Origin of the sequence: Sphingomonas panaciterrae (assembly GCF_036890205.1) — a bacterium.
Classification (GTDB): Bacteria; Pseudomonadota; Alphaproteobacteria; order Sphingomonadales; family Sphingomonadaceae; genus Sphingomonas; species Sphingomonas panaciterrae.
The window spans coordinates 385,298-406,783 of record NZ_JAKNQR010000001.1 but is presented as its reverse complement, the minus strand read 5'-3'; the positions used below and the strand labels follow the sequence as shown (position 1 = coordinate 406,783).

Below are 21,486 nucleotides of genomic sequence, written 5' to 3'. Positions count from 1 at the left end.
TCGATGGGATCGCAGTCATGGACGGCAGGTCGCTGCGAAACAGCGCCAGGTCTTTGACCACGGTCAATGTTGCGCGTGCGGCCCGGGCCTACCGCGCGGCCATCCAGGGGCCGGACGTGCGGCCCCACGGGGGAGACATTTCAATGGACCTCGGGGTCACAGACCTGTCGCGGCTGCAATTCGCGCTGACCGCGCTGTACCACTTCCTGTTCGTGCCGTTGACGCTCGGCCTGTCGTTCATGCTCGTCATCATGGAATCGATCTATGTGATGACGAACCGCCCGGTGTGGCGGGTCGCGACTCGGTTCTGGGGCAAGATCTTCGGCATCAATTTCGCGCTGGGTGTCGCGACCGGGCTCACCATGGAGTTCCAGTTCGGCACCAACTGGTCGTATTTCTCGCATTATGTCGGCGACATCTTCGGTGCGCCGCTCGCGATCGAGGGGCTGATGGCCTTCTTCCTCGAGGCGACCATGGTCGGCATCATGTTCTTCGGCTGGGACCGGCTGTCGAAACTGGGCCACCTCATTGTCACCTTCCTGGTGGCGCTGGGCACCAACCTGTCCGCCTTGTGGATCCTGATCGCCAGTGGCTGGATGCAGAACCCGGTCGGCGCGACCTTCAATCCCGAAACGATGCGGATGGAAGTGAGCGACTTTGGCGCGGTGCTGTTCAATCCGATCGCGCAGGCCAAGTTCGTCCACACCGTCAGCGCCGGCTACGTCATCGCCTCCGCACTCGTGCTGGGCGTGTCGGCCTATTACCTGCTGAAAGGCCGCTTCATTCCCGTGGCGCGTCGGTCGATGACGGTCGCCGCGGCGTTCGGCCTTGCCTCCTCGCTGTCGGTCGTCGTGCTGGGTGACGAGAGCGGCTACGCGCTGACCGACAACCAGAAGATGAAGCTCGCCGCGATCGAGGCGGTCTGGCACACCGAGCCTGGCCCCAGTGGCCTGACGCTGGTCGGCTATCCCGATTCCGTCGCCCGCGAGACGCGCTACAAGGTCGAGATCCCGTGGCTGCTGGGCCTGATCGCGACGCGCAGCCTGGATGGCACCGTTGCCGGCATGTCGGATCTGGTGCTGAAGGCGCAGGAGCGGATCGCGTCGGGCATCATCGCTTATGATGCGGTCGAACGGTTGAAGACCGATCCCACCAATGCCGAGCAGCGCGCCCGGTTCGAGACGCACAAGCGCGACCTTGGCTATGCCCTGCTGCTGAAGCGGCATCTGGACGATCCGCGCCTGGCGACCCCGGCGCAGATCGAGGCGGCGGCGTGGGACACAGTGCCTGACGTCGGCCTGATGTTCTGGACCTTCCGCGTGATGGCGCTGATCGGCTTTGCGATGATCGCGCTGTTCGGTGCGGCATTCGTCCTGTGCTCACTCCGGTTGCATCTGCAGAGCCGCTGGTTCCTGAAGCTGGCCGTTGCGGCCATCCCGCTGCCGTGGATCGCGGCCGAGATGGGCTGGATCGTCGCCGAACTGGGCCGCCAGCCCTGGGCGATCGAAGGCGTCCTGCCGACGTTCCTGGCGCACAGCACCCTGAGCCGCGGCGCCCTGTGGACGACGATCGCGGGCTTCACCGCGCTGTATGGCGGCCTGGCCGTGATCGAGGTTCGCCTGATCCTCGCCGCGATCAAGCACGGGCCGGATGCGCGCGAGCCTGATCAGCCGGCGCCGGGACCGATCCCCGCCGAGCCCATTACCGCCTGAACGAAAGGATCGAACCATGTTCGACTATGAGACGCTACGCGTCATCTGGTGGGCGCTGATGGGCGTGCTGCTCATCGGCTTCGCCCTCACCGATGGGTACGACCTTGGGGTGGCATCGCTGCTGCCCTGGGTTGCCAAGACCGACGCCGAGCGGCGTATGGTGATCAACAGCGTGGGGCCGACCTGGGAGGGAAACCAGGTGTGGTTCATCCTGGGCGGCGGTGCGATCTTCGCGGCCTGGCCGCATGTCTATGCCGTCAGCTTCTCCGGCTTCTACCTGGCGATGTTCGTGGTGCTATCGGCGCTGATCCTGCGGCCGGTGGGGTTCAAGTATCGCTCCAAGCGGCCGGACCCGGCGTGGCGCACCCGTTGGGACTGGGCATTGTTCGTCGGCGGCTTCGTCCCGGCCCTGGTGTTCGGTGTGGCGGTCGGCAACGTGCTGCAGGGCGCGCCTTTCCGCATCGATAGCGACCTGCGCTCCTTCTACGAGGGCAGTTTCCTTGACCTGTTCACGCCCTTCACGCTGCTGTGCGGCCTGTTGTCGGTCGCGATGCTGGTGCTGCACGGCGCGGCGTGGCTGGCGATCAAGGTGGAGCGTGGGCCAGTGCACGATCGCGCCCGCACCGTCGGCAGCGTCGCGGCGATCGCGACGATCGCGCTGTTCGCGGTCGGCTATGTGTTCGTCGCTTATGGCGATGTCGGGTATCGCATCACCAGCGTCGTCGATCCGGCCGGCCCGTCCAACCCGCTGCGCACCACCGCGGAACAGGTCGCGGGCGGCTGGCTCACCAACTTTGCGCTTTATCCCTGGATGGTGGCGGCGCCGCTGATGGGCTTCGTCGGTGCGGTGCTGGCGTTTGTCGGCATTCGCCGCGGCGCCGAGGTGCTGGCCTTTGCCGGCTCGTCCTCCGCCGCGGTCGGGATCATCGCCACCGTTGGCTGTTCGATGTTCCCGTTCATCCTGCCGTCCAGCATCGACGCGCATTCCAGCCTGACGGTGTGGAACGCATCGTCCACGCACCGGACGCTGGGGATCATGCTGTTCGTTACCGTGGTCTTCCTGCCGATCGTGCTCGCCTACACCGCCTGGGCATACAAGGTGATGTTCGGCCGGGTGACGACGGAGGAAGTCCGCACCAACCCTGACTTCTACTGACAGGAGGCTGATACGATGTGGTATTTCACCTGGGTTCTCGGCCTTGGCCTCGCCGTCCTGTTCGGCATCCTCAACGGCATCTGGCACGAATTCCATCTGCCGATCGAGGATGACGACGAGGCGCCGGCGCGCCGGTGATCGACGCAGCACGGGGTGACGCGCGTGCGTCGCCCCGTTTTGCATGACAAGGCGGGGGCGACAGACCTGCGCCGCCGACCTATATGGCAGCCATGCTGGCCAAGGATATTTGTGCGGATTGCGCCGTGCGCGACCAGGCGCTGTGCGGCAGCCTCGACGATCAGGAACTCGTCGCGCTCAATTCGATCGGGCAGCGCCGCCGGGTGCCGCGCGGCGCCACCGTCATGTGGGCGGGCGATGAAAGCGTGATCTGCGCCAATTTGCTGTCCGGCGTGCTGAAGCTGGTGGCGTCGACCGCCGACGGGCGCGAGCAGATCGTCGGTCTGCTTTATGCCTCCGACTTCGTCGGCACGCCCTTTGCCGATCACGCCGATTTCACGATCACCGCACTGACCGATGCCGAATTGTGCGTCTTCCCCCGCCAGGCGTTCGAGCGGGTGCTGGAGGATCATGCGCGCATGGAGCACGTGCTGCTGCAACGCACGCTGCGCGCGCTGAACGAGGCGCGCGGCCGGATGCTGACGCTGGCGCGCAAATCGGCGGAGGAGAAGATCGCCGGCTTCCTGCTCGACATGGCGTCACGCGCGGGCAGCACCGGATGCCGCGCGACGCCCGACGGGCCATTGACCTTTGACCTGCCGCTGACGCGCGGTCAGATCGCTGACGTGCTGGGGCTGACGATCGAGACCGTCAGCCGGCAGATGACGAAGCTGAAAAGCGCCGGCGTCATCTCGCTGCCCGGCGGGCGGGGGATCACCATCGCCGATCAGAACGCGCTGGAACTGCGCGCACAGGCGGCCTGAGGGCAGCGGCGGCGGGCTAGCCGGCGGCGGCCCGCCGGCCAAGTGCCTCGACCAGCAATGCGCGCCCCTCTGCGGTGAGCCGCTGGTGCGCGGCCGCGAGGATCGCCAGCTGTTCGAGCTCGATCGATGCGCGGCAGCCAGTGAAGAAACAGCGCAGCATATAGCCGAGCGTCGCCGCATCAGGCGTAGGCGTTTCGTCATCGGGCCGAAGCGCGGCGAGCAGTTCCTGCGCGTAAACGGTGTTGGCAACGCGCCGCGTCTCGATCAGCCGGGATAGTGCCGTGCCGAGCGGGTCAGTGCCGGACGGGCGCAGGAACGGGGCGACCGGGCAGCGATCATCGTCACCAGTTGCGATCACCATCTCCAGTCCGCTGCACAGCCGCGCGCACGTTGCCGGATCCGGCAATCCGGGCAGGGCGTCGGCGCATTGCTCCAGTGCGTCGCACAGCGCGGCGACGCCGGTGTGAAAGGCGACGAGGCGCATCAGGTCGACTTCCTGCACCACCTGCCAGCCACGCGAAAACGCCAGCACGAGGCCGGCAGAACGATCATGCCTCGTCACGGGCAAACTCCCTTTGTGCCGCAAGGCTAGCGTACGGTCCGCACGCGGCATTGACCGGGGTCAAACCGCCCGGCCGCCATGCCGTGCGATGCCGCCATCAGAATGATGATGATGGTGGGGCATGTCTGATGGATCATGATGTCGTGGTGATCGGCGGCGGGCCGGCGGGATTGGCGCTGGCCTGTTCGTTGCGCGGAACCGGCCTGCGGATCGCCGTGGTGGAGCGCCAGCCCGCGGACGTGCTCGCCAACCCACCAAGCGACGGGCGCGAGATCGCGTTGACCCATCGCTCCGTGCGCCTGCTGCAGGAGATGGGTGCGTGTCAGCATCTCGACCCCGCGATAATCGCGCCCCTGCGCGCGGCACGCGTGCTGAACGGCCGTTCACCGTTCGCGCTCTCGTTCGATCCGGCTGGCGGTGCGCAGGACTGGCTGGGGCAGCTGGTGCCCAATCATCAATTGCGCCGGGCGCTTTATCGAACCGCGTTCGAGGCCGGCGATGGACCGGCGGGGCTGGAACTGGTCGCCGGCGTTGCGGTGGATCGTGTGCGCACCGGGCCGGCGGCCGCAAGGGTGACACTGGCCGACGGGCGTGAGTTGCGCAGCCGCCTGCTGGTGGCGGCGGATTCGCGCTTCTCGAAGGTGCGCGAGCAGCTTGGCATTACCGCGTCGATCAACCGGCTCGGCCGATCGATGATGGTGTGCCGCGTGGCGCATGACCGCGACCATGGCGGCGTGGCGACCGAATGGTTCGATCATGGGCAGACCATCGCGCTGCTGCCGCTGCCGGGACGCACCTCGTCCATCGTGCTGACGCTGCCGGCGGGGGAGATCGAGCGGATCGCCAGCCTTGATCGCGCGGCCCTGGGGGCGGAGCTGACGATGCGGTCGGCCGGTCGGCTGGGGCGGTGCACGGTGGTGGAGGATCCGCACGTCTATCCACTTGCCACCACTTTTGCCCAGCACTTTGCCGCGACGCGCGCGGCGCTGATCGGCGATGCCGCGGTGGGGATGCATCCGGTGACGGCGCATGGCTTCAACCTGGGATTGCAGGGGCAAGCGACCCTGGCCCGGCTGATCCGCGAGGCGGTGAGCGCGGGGCGCGACATCGCCTCTGCGCTGCTGCTGCGCCGCTACGAGGCGGCGCATCGGCTCGCCACCCGCCCGCTTTACACCGGCACCAATCTGCTGGTGCGCCTCTACACCGATGATCGACCACTGGCCGGGGTGGCACGCCATGCGGTGCTGCGGGCAGGCGCACGCCTGCCGCTTGCCCGCCAGCTGATCAGCCGCTCGCTGATGCAGCGTTGATCCCCGTCAATGATCGCGCAGGTCCGCGGCGCTAGCCCGTCGCCCGAACAAGAGGTCGGGGGTATCGTGGACATTGTATCAAAGGGCTTTTGGCACCGGTCGCATCATCTCGACCGGATGACGTTGCGCGAGCTGGTGGTCGCCTATTTCCAGCATTACGCCATCCTCTGCTACCTCGCGCTGACCGCGCTTTCCATTGGCGTGTTCGTCATGCAGCCGGCGCCGGTGCTGCCGACGATCGCCACGATCGCGCTGATCGTCCTGGCCTATCCATTGATATGGTATTGCCTGCACCGCTGGGTGCTGCACTGCCACTGGATGTTCAAGGTGCCGTGGCTGGCGGCCACGTGGAAGCGGATCCACTACGACCATCACCAGGATCCCAACCATCTGGAGGTGCTGTTCGGCGCGCTCTACACCACGTTGCCGACGCTGCTGCTGGTGTCGGCGCTGCCGGGCTATCTGATCGGCGGGGTGGGCGGGGCGGCGGCCGGTTTTGCCACCGGGCTGCTGGCGACGTGCTTCTATGAGTTTTTCCACTGCATCCAGCACCTGTCGTACAAGCCGCGCGCGGGATGGCTGGCGCGGATGAAGGTGCGCCACATGGAACATCATTTCCATGACGAGAACGGCAATTTCGGCATCACCAACTTCGCCTGGGATCGGCTGTTCGGCACGCTCTACACCCGCCGCGAGCGCCCGCTGAAAAGCGCCACGGTGTTCAACCTAGGCTATACCCGCGCGATGGCGGCCCGCTATCCCTGGGTGGCGCGGCGATCCAACGGCTTCGTCGCTGAGGGCCATCCGCGGGAGCGCCAGCGGCGGGGCTGAACGAGGTATCAAGTGGCGGCGTCGTCCCTTGGATCGCGCGAGGTCAGCGCAACGGGCAGCCGCCACCCGAGATGGATCGCCGCAACGCGCAGCGCGAAGCAGGCGAGGGCGGACAGGATGGCGGTGGGGACGAGCGGCAGGCGCAGCCAGCTGCCGGTGACCGCCAGCCCGGCGCCGAGAAGCGCGGCGACCGCGTAGATATCCGCCTGCAGCACGGTGGGCGTGCGGGTGACGAGAATGTCGCGCGCCATCCCGCCGCCGATCCCGGTGACCATCCCGAGCAGCGCGGCCATCAGCGGGTCCAGCCCGTAGGTCAGCGCCTTTTCCGCGCCGGCGACCGAGAACAGGGCAAGGCCGGCGGCGTCGAACAGCTGGATCGCGGTGTGCAGCCGTGCCCACGGCGAATACCAGAAGAAGATCGCCAGTCCCGCGGCGACCGATGTCGCCAGATAGCGCCAGTCGCTGATCGCAGTCGGCGGCACGGCACCGATCAGAACGTCGCGCATGATCCCGCCCGCACTGGACGCCGCGAAGGACAGCACCAGGACGCCAAACACGTCCAGCCGGCGATGGACCCCCAGCATCGCGCCGCTGATCGCAAAGACGAACGTGCCCACCAGATCCATGAAGAACAGCAATTCGTGGACGGCCTGCTGCTCCAGCATCGCGCTGCTTGCGGTCACCAGCCGGTTCCTCCTGCTGCGCGCCGCTAGTTCTGCATCCTTATCTGCTGACCCCTGACCAGCGGGTAGACCGCAAGGTCATGGCCATCCAGATTCTCCTTGTGCATGTCGACGGCCGTAATCTGGCTGTTCTCGTAGGTAGTGTAGTAATAGATGCCTGTGGCGGTGTTGCAGCATGATGAATAGATCGTGATCTCATATTTTTCGTCGCCGACATTGGCACACCCGCGTTGTTGCGCGACCGATCCCAGAATCTGGAAGAATTGGCTAATGGATTCCGATTCCGAGTCTCCGCAGACCGAGTTCATCTTGGTGAAGGTCGCCTTCACGAAGCGGGAGGGGGAGGACAGGTCACCCGGCAGGCCAAGCGCACCCATGCCGCGGCTGTAGATGTCGAAGGTGATCGCGTTGGAGAAATTGTTGGTCGGCGGATAGCGCGACAGGTGCATGTAATTGTTCAGGTTGAACAATTGCATGTCGAACGTGGGATTGTTGGTCAGCACGCCGACGGGATTGTCATAGACCTTGAGCCCGTCACGCAGCGGCTCGACTGTGATGGAGCGGTTCCGGTCTGCGATGATCCAGTGCAGGGGTGAGGTGGGCGTCCCTTCGCTGAACGCCTCATCGAACAGGTTCACCGATGGGAGCGCGGCCTCGACCTCCGCCACCGTTTCGAATTGCGCCAGCACCCAGAGGACGAATTCAAACGAGGTGACGTTCGTCTTGCCGGCGGCCGGCAGATAGGCGGCGTTCCCGCTGAACGCGAGTCCGGCCATGCTGAGGCCCTTCTCGTTGGTGCCGTCGTAATAGAGCGGGTAGTTGTTCGCGACGGTGGCCATGCCGATGATTGCGTGATGCGCCTCGATCGGTGGCAGCTTGCGAAGCGCGATCGGAAAGTTGCGCGGCGTGAAAGTGACGGCTTCGCCATACGACATTTCGTAATCGAGGTTGCGCCCGAAATAATGATCCTTGGTGGTGAAGCTCAGTCCGGTGCACATTGCCGTTCTCCGTCCCGCACTTGCCGACAGTGCGCGATGATGCGCCGCGGGAGGGGACGGTGACTGCTTCGGTCCCGCACAGGGCAATGTCTATCTTCGGGAAAGTACGCAGCGTGCGGTCCCGGTTAGTCTCCGTTTGCCAATAGCGAAGGGGCAGCCAAAGCATGTCGCCCGGCTGCCCCCGTTCATGGTCGTGCTTTTGAGCAGCGCCTCACTGACAGGCGAGGCACTCGTCATAATCGGTCGTTTCGCCCAGATCGAACTTGGGCTTCTCGATCGTGTTGTCGGCCTCCACGCCGCCAGCAAAGCCGGCGCGCTGCACGCTCTTGGAGCGCAGATAATAGAGCGACTTGATGCCCAGTTCCCACGCGCGGAAGTGAAGCATCAGCAGATCCCACTTCTCGACGTCCGCCGGGATGAACAGGTTCAGCGACTGGGCCTGGTCGATATAGGGCGAACGATCGCCGGCCAGTTCCAGCAGCCAGCGCTGGTCGATCTCGAAGCTGGTCTTGAAGCAATCCTTCTCTTCCTGGCTGAGGAAGTCGAGGTGCTGCACGCTGCCGCCATGCTCGAGGATCGAGTTCCAGACGCTGTCCGCGTTCTTGCTCTTCTCGTTGAGCAGCTTCTCCAGATACGGGTTCTTCACCGCGAAGCTGCCGGACAGCGTCTTGTGGGTGTAGATGTTGGCCGGGATCGGCTCGATGCAGGCGGACGTGCCACCGCAGATGATCGAGATCGACGCGGTCGGCGCGATCGCCATCTTGCAGCTGAACCGCTCCATCACGCCCATGTCGGCCGCATCGGGGCAGGGGCCACGCTCGGCCGCCAGCGTCATCGATGCCTGGTTCACCTGCGCATTGATGTGCTTGAAGATGCGCAGGTTCCAGCTCTTCGCCATCGCGCCTTCCATCGGCAGGCCGCGTGCCTGGAGGAAGGAGTGGAAGCCCATGACGCCAAGGCCGACCGAGCGCTCACGCGCCGCGGAGTAAGCCGCACGCTCCATGCCCGGCTCATGCCGGTCGATATAATCCTGCAGCACATTGTCGAGGAAGCGCATCACGTCCTCGATGAACTGCTTGTCGTCCTTCCACTGGTCCCACGTCTCCAGGTTGAGCGAGGAGAGGCAGCAGACCGCGGTGCGATCATTGCCGAGATGGTCGCGGCCCGTCGGCAGCGTGATCTCGCTGCACAGGTTCGAGGTGGAGACCTTCAGGCCCAGGTCGCGGTGATGCTTGGGCATGTTCTTGTTCACGTGATCGGCGAACACGATGTACGGCTCGCCGGTCGCCAAGCGAGTCTCGACCAGCTTCTGGAACAGGCTGCGCGCATCGACCTTGCCGCGGACGGTGCCATCCTTGGGGGACTTCAGCTCCCATTCGCCGCCGTCGCGCACCGCTTCCATGAACGCGTCGGGGATCAGCACGCCGTGGTGCAGGTTCAGCGCCTTGCGGTTGAAATCGCCCGAGGGCTTACGGATCTCGAGGAACTCCTCGATCTCCGGGTGCGACACGTCGAGATAGCAGGCGGCCGAGCCGCGGCGCAGCGAGCCCTGGCTGATCGCCAGCGTCAGGCTGTCCATCACGCGCACGAAGGGGATGATGCCGCTGGTCTTGCCGTTGAGGCCGACCGGCTCACCGATGCCGCGCACATTGCCCCAATAGGTGCCGATGCCGCCGCCGCGCGACGCGAGCCAGACATTCTCGTTCCAGGTGTCGACGATGCCGTTCAGGCTGTCGGGCACGGAGTTCAAATAGCAGCTGATCGGCAGCCCGCGCCCGGTGCCGCCGTTCGACAGCACGGGCGTCGCCGGCATGAACCACAGGCGGCTGATGTAATCGTAGATGCGCTGCGCATGCGCGGCATCATCGGCGTAGGCGCTCGCGACGCGCACGAAGAGATCCTGATAGGATTCGCCCGGCAACAGGTAGCGATCCTGCAGCGTGTCCTTGCCGAAATCGGTCAACAGCGCATCGCGCGAATGATCGACCTCGATCGGGTACGGCTTGCGCAACGCACCCTTGGTCGCGCTCGCTTCCGCTGCGCCCGTGCCCTCGGCACTTGCTACTAAGGTGTCGGTTGCCATGTTCGCCTCGTTCGCGTCTCTAAAATCCATCGCCGCCGTTCCCCCAGTTGAGCTCGTCCGAATCGGAGGCGAGCCATCATGCTACACCCGAACGCGCTTCACTAAGAACAAAAAGGGATCAATGTGGGTGCCTCGCCCGCATGTCCGTTCCCTTCAGCGGCAGAGCGGCCGCTATCTGTTCTACCAGCACTAGCGCCCGCCGTAGCAGTCTACCCCCACAGATTGTGGCAGAGCGCGCGAAGAGGCAAGGGGGAAGGTGGTCTCGAAGCGGCCATTTGAGCGCCACTCCGTCGCCTCGCCATGCGGCGACGCGTGGACTTCCGCGGGGTTCGCGAATTGCAAGACTGAAGGTCGCCAGGGAAAAATTTTCCCGGGCTTGTGGCGCGGCGCCGGACATGCGGCCGGGGCGGGTCTAACGCGTCGCTGGCGCTCCCGACCAGCGCAGAACTGCGGCGCTCAGCCCGCCTTGCGCAGCGTGCGCGGCTGCGCCGGCGACAGGCGCTCCATGTCGAAATGGCGAGTGAATTCGAGCCCGGCGCGGCCCTCGTCGACCCAGCGGATCACGGCGGGGAACATTTCCTCCTCGACCAGTTCGATGCGCACCTCGGCGCCGACCGCCTCTTCCGGAAAGTCGACGCCGTCGATCATCACCCCGGTCGCCGACAGGTTGCGGATCCGCACCTCGCCGGTATCGCCGCCGACCTCGAGCCGCGCCGATCGCAGCACGGTGGACCGCGCGGCGCGGCTGACGCGATGGCCCACCGCAAGCGCCGCGCCGTCCTGTTCGCGGAACAGCGCCAGCATCTCGGCGGCGCGGCCGGGGCGGCCATAGACGAAGCCCTGGATGTGGCTGCAGCCAAGGTCGCGGATCAGCGCGATCTCGTCCTGCTGCTCGACGCCCTCGGCGGTGGTTTCCATCCCCAGCGTCTCGGCCAGCGTGACGATCGCGCGGATGATCGCTGCGTTGCGGTTGCCCGCCTGGATCGCACCGCGCACGAAGCTCTGGTCGATCTTGATCTTGTCGAACGGCGCCTTCTTCAGATAGCCGAGCGAGGAATAGCCGGTGCCGAAATCGTCGAGCGCCAGGCGAACCCCGATCCCCTTCAGCGCCCGGAACATGTGGCTGGAGGAGGAATCGTCGGTCAGGAAGACGCTTTCGGTGATTTCCAGCTCCAGTCGGCTGGCGGCGAGACCCGAGGAGGCAATCGCGCTGGTGACGATCGCGGGCAGCGCGGGATTGGCGAACTGGATTGCGGAGACGTTGACGGCGATGCGGACCGGATCGGGCCATTGCGCCGCTTCCGCGCAGGCGGTGCGCAGGACCCATTCGCCGATCGCCTCGATCATCCCGCATTCCTCCGCGATCGGGATGAAGTCGGCCGGGCTGACCGCGCCGCGGGTCGGATGCACCCAGCGCAGCAGCGCTTCGTAGCCGACCACGCGCTCGCTGCTGGTCGACACGACGGGCTGATAGACAAGGTGGAATTCGTCGTTGGCGAGCGCCTGGCGAAGGTCGTCCTCCAGCCGCTTGCGGTTCTGCGCGCCGGCCAGCATCTCCTCGCGGAAGAAGCGCGAAACGCCGCGGCCGTCCGCCTTGGCGGCGTAGAGCGCGAGGTCGGCATTGCGGATCAGCGTCTCGCTGTCATTGCCATGTTCGGGTGCGATCGCGATGCCGATCGAACAGCCGATCGACACCGACGAGCCGCCCAGGAAATAGGGCTGCGACAAGGCGGCGATGATCTGCTGCGCCAACGCGCCCAGACGTTCACGATTGCCCTCGCGCGGCAGGACGACCTGAAACTCGTCGCCGCCGAGGCGCCCGACGAGGCCCGCGTCCCCGACGCTCTGCTGCAGCCGATGGGCGACCTGTTTCAGCAGTTCGTCGCCCATCTGGTGGCCGAGCGTGTCGTTGACCGCCTTGAACCGGTCGAGATCGAGCAGCAGCAGCGCGTTGGTGCTGCGTGCGCCCGTGACCGGTGCCAGCGTCTGATCGAGCGACAGGCGCATCCGCTGGCGATTGGCGAGGCCGGTCAGGCTGTCGAACAGCGCCAGCCGCGTGATCTCCGCATCGGCACGACGCTTTTCGGTGAGGTCGGAGCCGAAGCCGATGAAGCCATGAAATCGGCCAAGATCGTCCAGCAGTGGCCGGCCGGAGATCGACCACCACCGGTCGCCGCCCGCCTCGAACGCGGGGCGCACCGAATAATCGGAGAAGCTGGTGCGCGCCGACAGGTGAAAGGTCAGCGTCCGCTCGGTGTCCGCCATGGTCGAATCGACCCGGAAAACCTCCACCAAACGCTGGCCCAGCGGCATGAAGCCAAGCGTCTGAAGCTCGTTGACGAGCTTGCCGCTGAGGTGAACCAGACAGCCATAACGATCGGTCTGCCAGAACCAGCCCGTACTGTGGCTTTCATATTCCGCGATCAGCCGGACCGCGAGGACCCGGTCACGTTCCTCCTGCTCGCGCGTGCCCAGCGCCTGATGATCGCGCCGCGCCATGCGCAACACGCCGACCAGCAACAAGGTGGCGAGCACGATCGCGGCGGCCGACGCTGCGCCCAGCCCCGCGTTCACCGGCACCAGCATCGCCAGCGTGAGCGCCAGGGCGAGCGAGGCGACGCGCACAGAATGAAGCGCGATCGCCGCCATGATGATCGCGCCGAAGCAGGTCACGAAGGCGGTGACCTGAAGCGATCCGCCGGGCAGATGCTGTATCACCGCAAGCTGCAGCGACAGCGCCGCGGACAGTAAAGCGACCAGAGTCGTCAGGATCGTCACGCGGCGATGCGGCGGCAGCGCCCGGGCGGCGGGGAGGGCAAGCAATCCCCAGATCATCAGCGGCAGGACCGCGAGCAGCGGCAGCAGCCCCACGGTGCGCGCAGTGGCCGTGCCGCTCAGGCCAAGCGCCAGCGCCAGCCCGGCCGTACCCAGCAGCAGCACCGCGGCAACGACGGGCCACAAGGCGGCGACGTCATTGAGCCGTTTTTCGGTCGCCTCGTTGATCGCGTCATGGCCGGTGGCGACAAGCCCCAGCGCCTCAACGAGGCGGGGCTGCTCCGGCGCGAGCGGGCGCGGTGAACGGCGTACGAATCCCATTCCGCCGACCCTAGCGGGAGAGGATTGGCAAAACGTTTATGGCTTGTGGTGCCCTCACGCCCCGTTGCGCGGCGCATTCTGAGGCCATAGTGCAGCGCGTCATGACCACGACGATCCGCGCCGCAGACCTGATCGAGAGCGTTGCCGATGCGCTCCAGTTCATCAGTTACTATCACCCGATGGATTACATCCGCGCCTTGGGCGACGCCTATGAGGCGGAGCAGGGCCCTGCCGCGAAGGACGCGATCGCGCAGATCCTGACCAACAGCCGCATGTGCGCGGAAGGCCACCGGCCGATCTGCCAGGACACTGGCATCGTCAACGTGTTCGTCAAATGGGGCATGGATTGCCGCATCGACGACACCAATCGCTCGATGCAGGAAATCATCGATGAGGGTGTGCGCCGGGCATATCTGAACCCGGAGAACAAGCTGCGCGCCTCGGTCCTCGCCGATCCCGCCTTCACGCGCCGCAACACCAAGGACAACACGCCCTGCGTGCTGCATGTCGAGATGGTGCCGGGCAGCAAGGTCTCGGTCGACGTCGCGGCGAAGGGCGGCGGCAGCGAAAACAAGTCCAAGTTCAAGATGATGAACCCCAGCGACTCGATCGTCGACTGGGTGCTGGAAATGCTGCCGCAGATGGGCGCCGGCTGGTGCCCGCCCGGCATGCTCGGCATCGGGATTGGCGGCACGGCGGAACATTGCGTGCTCCTCGCCAAGAAGGCGCTGATGGAGCCGATCGATATGGGCCCGCTGAAGGCGCGGGGCCCGAAGAACGATATCGAGGCGCTGCGCATCGAGATCTTCGACAAGGTCAACGCGCTCGGCATCGGGGCGCAGGGCCTCGGCGGGCTGTCGACCATCCTCGACGTGAAGATCCTGGACGCGCCGTGCCATGCCGCGGGCAAGCCGGTGGCGATGATCCCGAACTGCGCCGCCACCCGCCACGCGCATTTCACGCTCGACGGCAGCGGCCCGGCGTATCTCAAGACGCCGAAGCTCGATGAGTGGCCCAAGGTGAACTGGACGCCGGACAAGGCCGCGATCCGCGTCGATCTCGACACGCTGACGCCCGAGATGGTTCGCTCGTGGAAGCAGGGCGACCGCCTGCTGCTGAACGGCAAGATGCTGACCGGGCGTGACGCCGCGCACAAGCGGATCAAGGACATGCTCGATGCGGGCGAGGAGCTGCCGGTCGAGTTCAAGGGCCGCGTGATCTATTACGTCGGCCCGGTCGATCCGGTTGGCGAGGAAGTGGTCGGCCCGGCCGGCCCCACCACCGCCACGCGCATGGACAAGTTCACGCGCATGATGCTCGACCAGGGCCTGCTCGCGATGGTCGGCAAGGCCGAGCGCGGCCCCGCGGCGACCGATGCGATCAAGGATGCCCAGAGCGCCTATCTGATGGCGGTCGGCGGTGCGGCCTATCTCGTCGCGCGCGCGATCAAGGGATCGAAGGTGGTCGGCTTCGAGGATCTCGGGATGGAGGCGATCTACGAGTTCGAGGTGGAGGACTTCCCGGTCACCGTCGCGGTCGACAGCGAAGGCAACAACGTCCACCAGCTCGCCCCACTCGTGTGGCGCGAGAAGATCGCCCGCGAAGGCCTGCTTCAGCCGGCATAAGGACGGAGCAGCTACAGGAGACGGCGTCATGAGCACGCGGCATCTGGTCGATCCCGAACTGTTGCCGCTGCTCGACCTGTGGCCGGCCGTGACCATGTCGGCGGAGGTGCTGGAGCAGGCGCGCAGCTGGCCCGCCCCGCTGCCGCCCGCCGACGATGACGGCGTGGTGATGGAGCGGATCAGCGTGCCCGGCCCGGCCGGCGCTCCGGATCTCGGCCTCGTCATCTTCCACCCGGCCGAGCCGGTGCAGGACGCCGGCGGCATCTGCCACATGCACGGCGGCGGCTTCGTGCTCGGCACGCCGGAGGGCAGCGCCGCGCGGCTGCGCCCGATGGTCGCCGCGCTCGGTTGCGTCATCGTCTCGGTCGACTATCGCCTCGCGCCGGAGACGCCGTTCCCCGGACCGATCGAGGATTGCTACGCCGGCCTCGCCTGGACCTTCGCCAATGCAGAGCGGCTCGGGATCGACCCGGCGCGGATCGGCGTGATGGGCGAAAGCGCTGGCGGCGGGCTCGCCGCCGCGCTCGCGCTGCTCGCCCGCGACCGCGGCGCCTATCGTCTCGCCTTCCAGCATCTCCTGTACCCAATGATCGACGACCGTACCGGGGTCGCTGAAGGCGATCCGCTGACCGGCGAGTTCATCTGGAACCGAGAGAGCAACCGCTTTGGCTGGGAGGCGATGCTTGGCCAAGCGCCGGGCGGGGAGGGCGTCTCACCCTATGCCGCCGCGGCGCGCGCGGAGGACCTCACCGGCCTGCCGCCCACCTATATCGCGACCGGCAGCCTCGATCTCTTCCGCGACGAGAACATCGCCTACGCCCAGCGCCTCCTCGCCGCTGGCATGCCGACCGAATTCCACATCTGGCCCGGCGCCATTCACGGCTTCGACGGCGCCCCCGACGCAGCGATCACGCGCGAAGCGAACCAATCCCGCATCGCTGCGCTGTGCCGGGCGTTCAGACGCTAGCTTCGGGGCCTCGGCGCCGACAGTGAAGGTCCGCTTCGCGTGGGAAGCGGACGTTGGCTGACAAGAGCAATCATGCCTGCCTTAGGCATCGGAAGAGGATCGAACCGTCTGTTGATCGTAGTCGATAGGACGACCGAAGATACAGGCGCGCGCGGGTGCCAGCGCCCTTTGGAGTCAGGATCACCGTCAGGAACCGAACCTCGTTAACCAAGGGCTTGTCTGGATCGAGGCGACCTGCTCGAACAAACAGGCTGAGAAATGATCGTCGTCGCCCACGGACAGGGTTGGCGACTGCCAATCCGACACCGGAACGCTTCCCCAAACACGCTGCCACTTCACCGGGCGACATCGGCCCGGAAGCGTCAAGCCGAAGCGACGAGCCGTAATCGTTTGTGATGGCCTCAGCTCGACTGCTTAACGTCATTGATACCAGCCCCAACAGAGCAGGTGCGAGGATCTTTGGTGCCATCGATCGAAGCATACTGGCACCCTCAACGTTCGCAATTGGGGCGCTTCGTGCCTGTCCGCTCTCGGAATCGCCTGACCGCATTAGAACGGCCTAGATTGGGTGGAAAGCAGCCTGCCCGTCAGTGGGCCGAGGCGTTCGAAAAGGCGTTCATAACTACAACGCCAGCCACGATCAGCCCCATTCCAATCACGGCAGCAGCGTCTAGCTTCTGCCCTTGGAACGCCCATGCAGCGGCTGAAATGAGAACGATGCCGACACCCGACCGAATTGCATATGCCACCCTGTCGGGATGGTCCGGAGGGTCAGCGAAAGGAAGTAGAATGCAATTCCGTAGCCGATCACAGTCACGGCTGCCCAAGGCAAGCGAGTGAAGCCGTTCGACTGCTTCATCGCCGTGGTGGCGCACACCTCAGCAAGAATCGCGATTGCGAGCATGACATAGTTCAAGCGCAGTCCAGTAGCACCGGGTATGGTAAAATAGCGAAGCCGCTGCATCCGCGCGCAGCGGCTGTTGTTGGGCGTTTTCGGTCAGTCCGCTGTCACGAGCGGTGACGGTTATAAAGCACTGCGGCATCTAATCGCTACGCACCAACCGCGCCCAACCACTTCGCCGCTTCGGGCTTGTCCCAACCTCGCCGCTGCCGCACAGATCGGCGGATGGTTTCCATGACATGGCGGCGCCCGGGGCGGCGGCGGAGTGATGCGCGGGGGGTCAACTGATGCTCGTCCTTGCCGGCATCGCGATCATCGCGCTTGGCTTTCTCTTGCGCTTCAACCCGATGCTGGTGATCGCTGCCTCCGCGCTCGTTACGGGGCTCGCCGCGGGGATGGATCCGGTCGCCATCCTCGCCGCGTTCGGCAAGGCGTTCAACGACACGCGCTACGTCACCGCCATCTATATCGTGCTCCCCGTAATCGGCCTTCTGGAACGCAACGGCCTGCAGGCGCGGGCCCGTTCGCTGGTCGGCGGGCTGAAGGGGCTGACGACCGGGCGGCTGCTGATGGCCTATCTCGCCTTCCGCCAGATCACTGCCGCGCTTGGCCTGACCTCCGTGGCGGGACCGGCGCAGACTGTTCGCCCGCTGATCGCCCCGATGGCGGAGGCTGCGGCAGGGGAGGCGCATGATCCCGAAAAGGTGAAGGCGATGGCCGCCGCCACCGACAATATCGGGCTGTTCTTCGGCGAGGATATCTTCATCGCGATCGGATCGATCCTGCTGATGAAGGGCGTACTGGAAGGGTACGGCATCTTCGTCGAGCCGCTGCACATGTCCGTCTGGGCGATCCCCACCGCGATTGCCGCCTTCGCTATCCACGGCACGCGGCTTTGGCTGCTCGATCGCAAGGCGCGGCGCGCATGATGGGGCTGAACTTCGTCTATCTCGTCGCCGGGCTGACGTTCCTCGCCTTCGCCATCCTCTCATTCAGCGAGCGCCGCTGGGCCAATGCCGGCTTCTACGCACTGGTGGCGACGAGCTTCCTCGTCGGCGACTGGCTGGGCGACATTGGCAATGGCGTGCTTGTCCTGGCGCTGGTGGCGATCGCCGCGAGCGGGCGGATGAAGCGGCGCGTGCCGACGGGCGAGCCAGCAGCGCGCGGCGCGATGGTGTTCGTGCCCGCATTGGTGATCCCGGCGACGGCGCTGATCGGCACCTTCGTGTTCAAGCAATTCCCCGCAGTGTTCGACGGCCGGCAGGCGACCTTGGTGGCGCTGGCGGCGGGCGTGCTGCTGGCGCTCGCACTTTGCTACGCCTGGCTCCGGCCGGCGCCCGGCGAGCCGTTCCGCGCTGGCCGTGCTTTGATGGACGATATCGGCTGGGCCGCGGTGCTGCCGCAGATGCTCGCGAGCCTCGGCGCTGTGTTTGCGCTGGCGGGTGTCGGCGAGGTGGTCGGCCGGCTCATCGGCGTCGCCATACCCACCGGCAGCGTGCTTGGCGCGGTGCTCGCCTTCGGGCTCGGCATGGCGCTGTTCACGATGGTGATGGGCAATGCCTTTGCCGCCTTCCCGGTGATGGCCGCGGCGGTCGGCATCCCGCTCCTGATCCAGGCCTATGGCGCCGATCCCGCACCGGTTGCGGCGGTCGGCATGCTCGCGGGCTTCTGCGGCACGTTGATGACGCCGATGGCGGCGAACTTCAATCTCGTCCCCGCCGCGCTGCTCGAGCTGAAGGATCGCAACGGCGTGATCCGTGCGCAGGTGCCGACGGCGCTGCCGCTGCTCGTGTTCAATATCCTGTTACTTTGGTGGATCGTTGCATGACCCTGACGCCCGATATCGCCGCCGGCTTCGCCCGGCTCACGCTGGGCCATGTCGGGCAGCGTTATCCCTTCAAGCTCGATCAGGTGCTGACCGGGCCGGAGGACCTGCGCGAGCCGCATGAAATCCACCCGATCTTCCACGGCAGTTTCGATTGGCACAGCTGCGTCCACGGCTGGTGGCAGTTGCTGACGATCGCTCGGCTGTTCCCCGATCTGCCCGAGGCGCTGGAGATCCGCCGCCGCGCGGAGGAGATGCTGGTGCCCGACAAGGTGGCCGGCGAACTGGCGGTGCTCACGCGGCCGTACGCCGCCGGTTTCGAGCGGCCGTACGGCTGGGCCTGGGCGCTGGCGCTGCACGGCGAAGCGGTGCGGCATGACGCGGCCTGGGGCGGAGGGCTGGAGCCGCTGGCGCGCGCCTTTGCGGAGCGCTTCCACCAGCATCTGCCCAAGCTCACTTACCCGATCCGCGTCGGTACCCATTTCAACACCGCCTTCGCGCTGACGCTCGCGCGCGATTGGGCGCTCGACCATGATCCCGCGCTGGTGACGCTGATCGACATGCGCGCCCGCGACTGGTTCGGCGAGGATCGCGGCTGCCAGGCATGGGAGCCGGGCGGGGACGAGTTCCTGTCCTCGGCCCTTTGCGAGGCATTGCTGATGAGCCGCGTGCTGGGTGACGGCTTCGCCGGCTGGTTCGACGTCTTCCTGCCGGATGCCGTCGCCGGTCGCCCGCAGAGCCTGTTCACGCCCGCGATGGTCTCGGATCGCAGCGACGGGAAGATCGCGCATCTCGACGGGCTGAACCTCAGTCGCGCATGGTGTTGGCGCTCGATCGCAGCCGCGCTGCCGGCTCATCCCATCGCGCCGGTGGCGCGCGCCGCGGCGGACGATCATCTTGCCGCCAGCCTGCCGCACCTTGCCGACGATTACATGGGCACGCACTGGTTGGCGACATTCGCGCTTCTCGCACTCACTATTTGAAAGGGGCTGGCGCCAAGGCGCCGCTCGTGCGAACCCGATCTTCGAATCGTTGTAAGCGGGAGAGGGAAATGGCGCTGAAGACGCGCGTCACCGAGATGCTCGGGATCGAGAAGCCGATCATCCAGGCGGCGATGGGTTGGATCGCGCGGTCACACCTGTCGTCGGCCGTGTCGAACGCCGGCGGCATGGGGATCATCGAGACGTCGTCGGGTGAGCTCGATGCTGTGCGCGACGAGATCCTCAAGATGCGGCAGCTGACCGACAAGCCGTTCGGCGTGAACGTCGCCCAGGCCTTCGTGCGCGATCCGGGCATCATCCAGTTCGTGATCGATCAGGGCATCCGCTTCGTCACCACCTCCGCCGGGGACCCGATGAAATATACCGCCATGCTGAAGGCGGCGGGACTCACCGTGTTCCACGTCGTGCCCAACCTCGCCGGTGCGCTCCGCGCGGTCGAGGCCGGCGTCGACGGCCTGATCGTAGAGGGTGGCGAGGGCGGCGGGTTCAAGAACCCGAAGGACGTTTCCACCATGGTGCTGGTGCCGCAGGTGGTCGAGGCCGTCGACGTGCCGGTCGTCGCCGCGGGCGGGATCATGGATGGCCGCACCATGGCCGCCGCCTTCGCGCTCGGCGCGGAGGGCGTGCTGATGGGCACGCGCATCCTCTCCTCCGCCGAAAGCCCGGTGCACGAGAATTGGAAGACGGCGATCGTCGAGGCGGACTCGACCGACACCGTGTTCCTCAACCGCAGCGGCCCGGGCCCAGCGCTCCGCGCATTGCGTACCGAGCGCACGACCCGGATCGAGAAGGAAGGGACGCCCAACATCTTCGGCGAATTCGCCGACACCCAGGCGGTCTATTTCGGCGGCGACCTGGAGGCGGGCATCGCGCTCACCGGCCAAGTGGCGGGCCGCATCCGCGAGGTGAAGCCGGTCGCGCAGATCTTCGACGAGACGATGGCGGAATATGAAGCGACGGTCGCGCGCCTGCCGCGGTCCGCGTGAGGGGAGAGGAAGAATGAGCGAAGACGTAACCTATGAAGTGTCCGAAGGCGTCGCCACGCTGACGCTGAACCGCCCGGAGCGGATGAACACCATCTCCGGCCCGATGCTGGACGAACTCACCCGCTTGCTGGTGAAGGCGGGCGAGGATCGCGAGGTGCGGGTGATCGTGCTGACCGGCACGGGGCGCGCCTTCTGCGCTGGGCTCGATCTCAACGCGGCATCGAAGGGGGAGGGGATCGGTTCATCGTCGGCCACCTTCGGCGCGACGATCGACCTCCGCAACACGCCGCCGACCGTGCTCCACGCGCTCGACAAGCCGGTGATCGCCGCGCTCAACGGTTCGGCCGCCGGCTATGGTATGGACCTGGCGCTCGGCTGCGACATCCGCGTCATGGCGTCGGAGGCAAAGCTCGCCGCGGCGTTCGTGAAGCGCGGTGTCCTCCCCGAATCGGGCGGCACCTGGTTCCTGCCGCGCATGATCGGCTGGGCCAAGGCGGCTGAGATCGTCTTTACCGGCCGCACGCTGTCGGCGGAGGATTGCCTCAAGGAGCGGCTCGTCAACGAAGTCGTGCCGGCCGATCAGGTCGCCACGCGCGCGCGCGAGCTGGCGCTGGAGATCGCCGCCAACGCGCCGATGGCGGTGCAGGGCGCCAAGCGACTGATGCGCATGGGGATGGAGGAAACCTTCGATACCCATGTGCAGCACGTATATCTGCAGCTGCTGCCGCTGTTCCAGAGTCAGGATTTCCGCGAGGGCATGGCAAGCTTCCTCGAAAAGCGTCCGGCAAAGTTCACCGGCAAGTAACGCC

At 66.2% G+C, this 21,486-nt stretch carries 18 protein-coding genes and 1 pseudogene; 13 read left to right on the top strand and 6 right to left on the bottom strand.

Annotated features, from left to right (window positions below; all coding sequences use genetic code 11):
• The first annotated feature begins 143 nt into the window (after positions 1 to 143).
• The 4 genes from L8F96_RS01950 (at position 144) to L8F96_RS01935 (ending at position 3,809) form a co-directional block, all read left to right on the top strand.
• The gene (locus tag L8F96_RS01950) at positions 144 to 1,712 is read left to right on the top strand and encodes a cytochrome ubiquinol oxidase subunit I (RefSeq protein WP_334654804.1); all 1,569 of its coding nucleotides are present in this window, start codon (positions 144 to 146) and stop codon (positions 1,710 to 1,712) included.
• Between the two features lie 16 nt (positions 1,713 to 1,728).
• Positions 1,729 to 2,868 (top strand): cytochrome d ubiquinol oxidase subunit II, encoded by a 1,140-nt coding sequence (gene cydB, locus L8F96_RS01945; RefSeq protein ID WP_046408921.1) that lies wholly within the window; start codon positions 1,729 to 1,731, stop codon positions 2,866 to 2,868.
• A gap of 15 nt (positions 2,869 to 2,883) precedes the next feature.
• Positions 2,884 to 3,006, top strand: a complete 123-nt coding sequence (cydX, locus tag L8F96_RS01940) for a cytochrome bd-I oxidase subunit CydX (protein ID WP_082102901.1) — start codon at positions 2,884 to 2,886, stop codon at positions 3,004 to 3,006.
• Between the two features lie 92 nt (positions 3,007 to 3,098).
• A complete protein-coding gene (locus L8F96_RS01935) occupies positions 3,099 to 3,809 on the top strand; it encodes a Crp/Fnr family transcriptional regulator (RefSeq protein ID WP_046408922.1) in 711 nt (236 codons plus the stop codon).
• A gap of 16 nt (positions 3,810 to 3,825) precedes the next feature.
• Here the strand turns inward: L8F96_RS01935 and L8F96_RS01930 are convergent, their stop codons facing one another.
• The gene (locus tag L8F96_RS01930; protein ID WP_125944381.1) at positions 3,826 to 4,371 is read right to left on the bottom strand and encodes a hypothetical protein; all 546 of its coding nucleotides are present in this window, start codon (positions 4,369 to 4,371) and stop codon (positions 3,826 to 3,828) included.
• Between the two features lie 128 nt (positions 4,372 to 4,499).
• Here L8F96_RS01930 and ubiM point away from each other — a divergent pair, with 128 nt between their 5' ends.
• Together ubiM and L8F96_RS01920 are read left to right on the top strand one after the other, a co-directional pair.
• A complete protein-coding gene (gene ubiM, locus L8F96_RS01925) occupies positions 4,500 to 5,681 on the top strand; it encodes a 5-demethoxyubiquinol-8 5-hydroxylase UbiM (protein ID WP_164518831.1) in 1,182 nt (393 codons plus the stop codon).
• Between the two features lie 117 nt (positions 5,682 to 5,798).
• On the top strand, positions 5,799 to 6,512 hold the full coding sequence (locus L8F96_RS01920; RefSeq protein WP_334655622.1) for a sterol desaturase family protein: 714 nt from the start codon (positions 5,799 to 5,801) through the stop codon (positions 6,510 to 6,512).
• A gap of 8 nt (positions 6,513 to 6,520) precedes the next feature.
• Here the strand turns inward: L8F96_RS01920 and L8F96_RS01915 are convergent, their stop codons facing one another.
• The 4 genes from L8F96_RS01915 to L8F96_RS01900 form a co-directional block, all read right to left on the bottom strand.
• Entirely contained in the window at positions 6,521 to 7,195 is a 675-nt protein-coding gene (locus tag L8F96_RS01915; protein WP_334654799.1) for a trimeric intracellular cation channel family protein, read from the bottom strand.
• Positions 7,196 to 7,221: 26 nt separating this feature from the next.
• On the bottom strand, positions 7,222 to 8,193 hold the full coding sequence (bsh, locus tag L8F96_RS01910; protein ID WP_334654797.1) for a choloylglycine hydrolase: 972 nt from the start codon (positions 8,191 to 8,193) through the stop codon (positions 7,222 to 7,224).
• Positions 8,194 to 8,404: 211 nt separating this feature from the next.
• Positions 8,405 to 10,276 carry a ribonucleoside-diphosphate reductase subunit alpha gene (locus L8F96_RS01905; RefSeq protein WP_417158922.1) on the bottom strand — a complete coding sequence of 624 codons (1,872 nt, stop codon included), beginning with the start codon at positions 10,274 to 10,276 and terminating at the stop codon, positions 8,405 to 8,407.
• Positions 10,277 to 10,732: 456 nt separating this feature from the next.
• A complete protein-coding gene (locus L8F96_RS01900) occupies positions 10,733 to 13,372 on the bottom strand; it encodes an EAL domain-containing protein (protein ID WP_334654795.1) in 2,640 nt (879 codons plus the stop codon).
• A gap of 101 nt (positions 13,373 to 13,473) precedes the next feature.
• On the opposite strand from L8F96_RS01900, the gene L8F96_RS01895 reads away from it, so the two are divergent.
• Positions 13,474 to 14,997 carry a fumarate hydratase gene (locus L8F96_RS01895; protein ID WP_334654794.1) on the top strand — a complete coding sequence of 508 codons (1,524 nt, stop codon included), beginning with the start codon at positions 13,474 to 13,476 and terminating at the stop codon, positions 14,995 to 14,997.
• 28 nt (positions 14,998 to 15,025) lie between these two features.
• Positions 15,026 to 15,964, top strand: coding sequence for an alpha/beta hydrolase (locus L8F96_RS01890; RefSeq protein WP_334654793.1), 939 nt, complete (start codon positions 15,026 to 15,028; stop codon positions 15,962 to 15,964).
• A gap of 587 nt (positions 15,965 to 16,551) precedes the next feature.
• On the opposite strand, the pseudogene L8F96_RS01885 reads toward L8F96_RS01890, so the two are convergent.
• Positions 16,552 to 16,928 (bottom strand): annotated as a pseudogene (locus L8F96_RS01885) (DMT family transporter).
• Between the two features lie 224 nt (positions 16,929 to 17,152).
• On the opposite strand from L8F96_RS01885, the gene L8F96_RS01880 reads away from it, so the two are divergent.
• The 5 genes from L8F96_RS01880 (at position 17,153) to L8F96_RS01860 (ending at position 21,482) form a co-directional block, all read left to right on the top strand.
• Positions 17,153 to 17,794: a DUF969 domain-containing protein gene (locus L8F96_RS01880; protein ID WP_334654791.1), complete on the top strand. Its 642-nt coding sequence runs from the start codon at positions 17,153 to 17,155 to the stop codon at positions 17,792 to 17,794.
• Complete coding sequence (locus L8F96_RS01875; protein ID WP_334654788.1) at positions 17,791 to 18,693, top strand: DUF979 domain-containing protein; 903 nt, start codon at positions 17,791 to 17,793, stop codon at positions 18,691 to 18,693. The genes L8F96_RS01880 and L8F96_RS01875 overlap by 4 nt, the downstream gene beginning before the upstream one ends.
• Positions 18,690 to 19,673 (top strand): DUF2891 domain-containing protein, encoded by a 984-nt coding sequence (locus L8F96_RS01870; RefSeq protein WP_334654786.1) that lies wholly within the window; start codon positions 18,690 to 18,692, stop codon positions 19,671 to 19,673. Before L8F96_RS01875 ends, L8F96_RS01870 begins: the two co-directional genes overlap by 4 nt.
• A gap of 68 nt (positions 19,674 to 19,741) precedes the next feature.
• Positions 19,742 to 20,677, top strand: a complete 936-nt coding sequence (locus L8F96_RS01865; RefSeq protein ID WP_046407536.1) for an NAD(P)H-dependent flavin oxidoreductase — start codon at positions 19,742 to 19,744, stop codon at positions 20,675 to 20,677.
• 13 nt (positions 20,678 to 20,690) lie between these two features.
• Positions 20,691 to 21,482 (top strand): enoyl-CoA hydratase/isomerase family protein, encoded by a 792-nt coding sequence (locus L8F96_RS01860; RefSeq protein WP_145118656.1) that lies wholly within the window; start codon positions 20,691 to 20,693, stop codon positions 21,480 to 21,482.
• Positions 21,483 to 21,486: the final 4 nt, after the last annotated feature.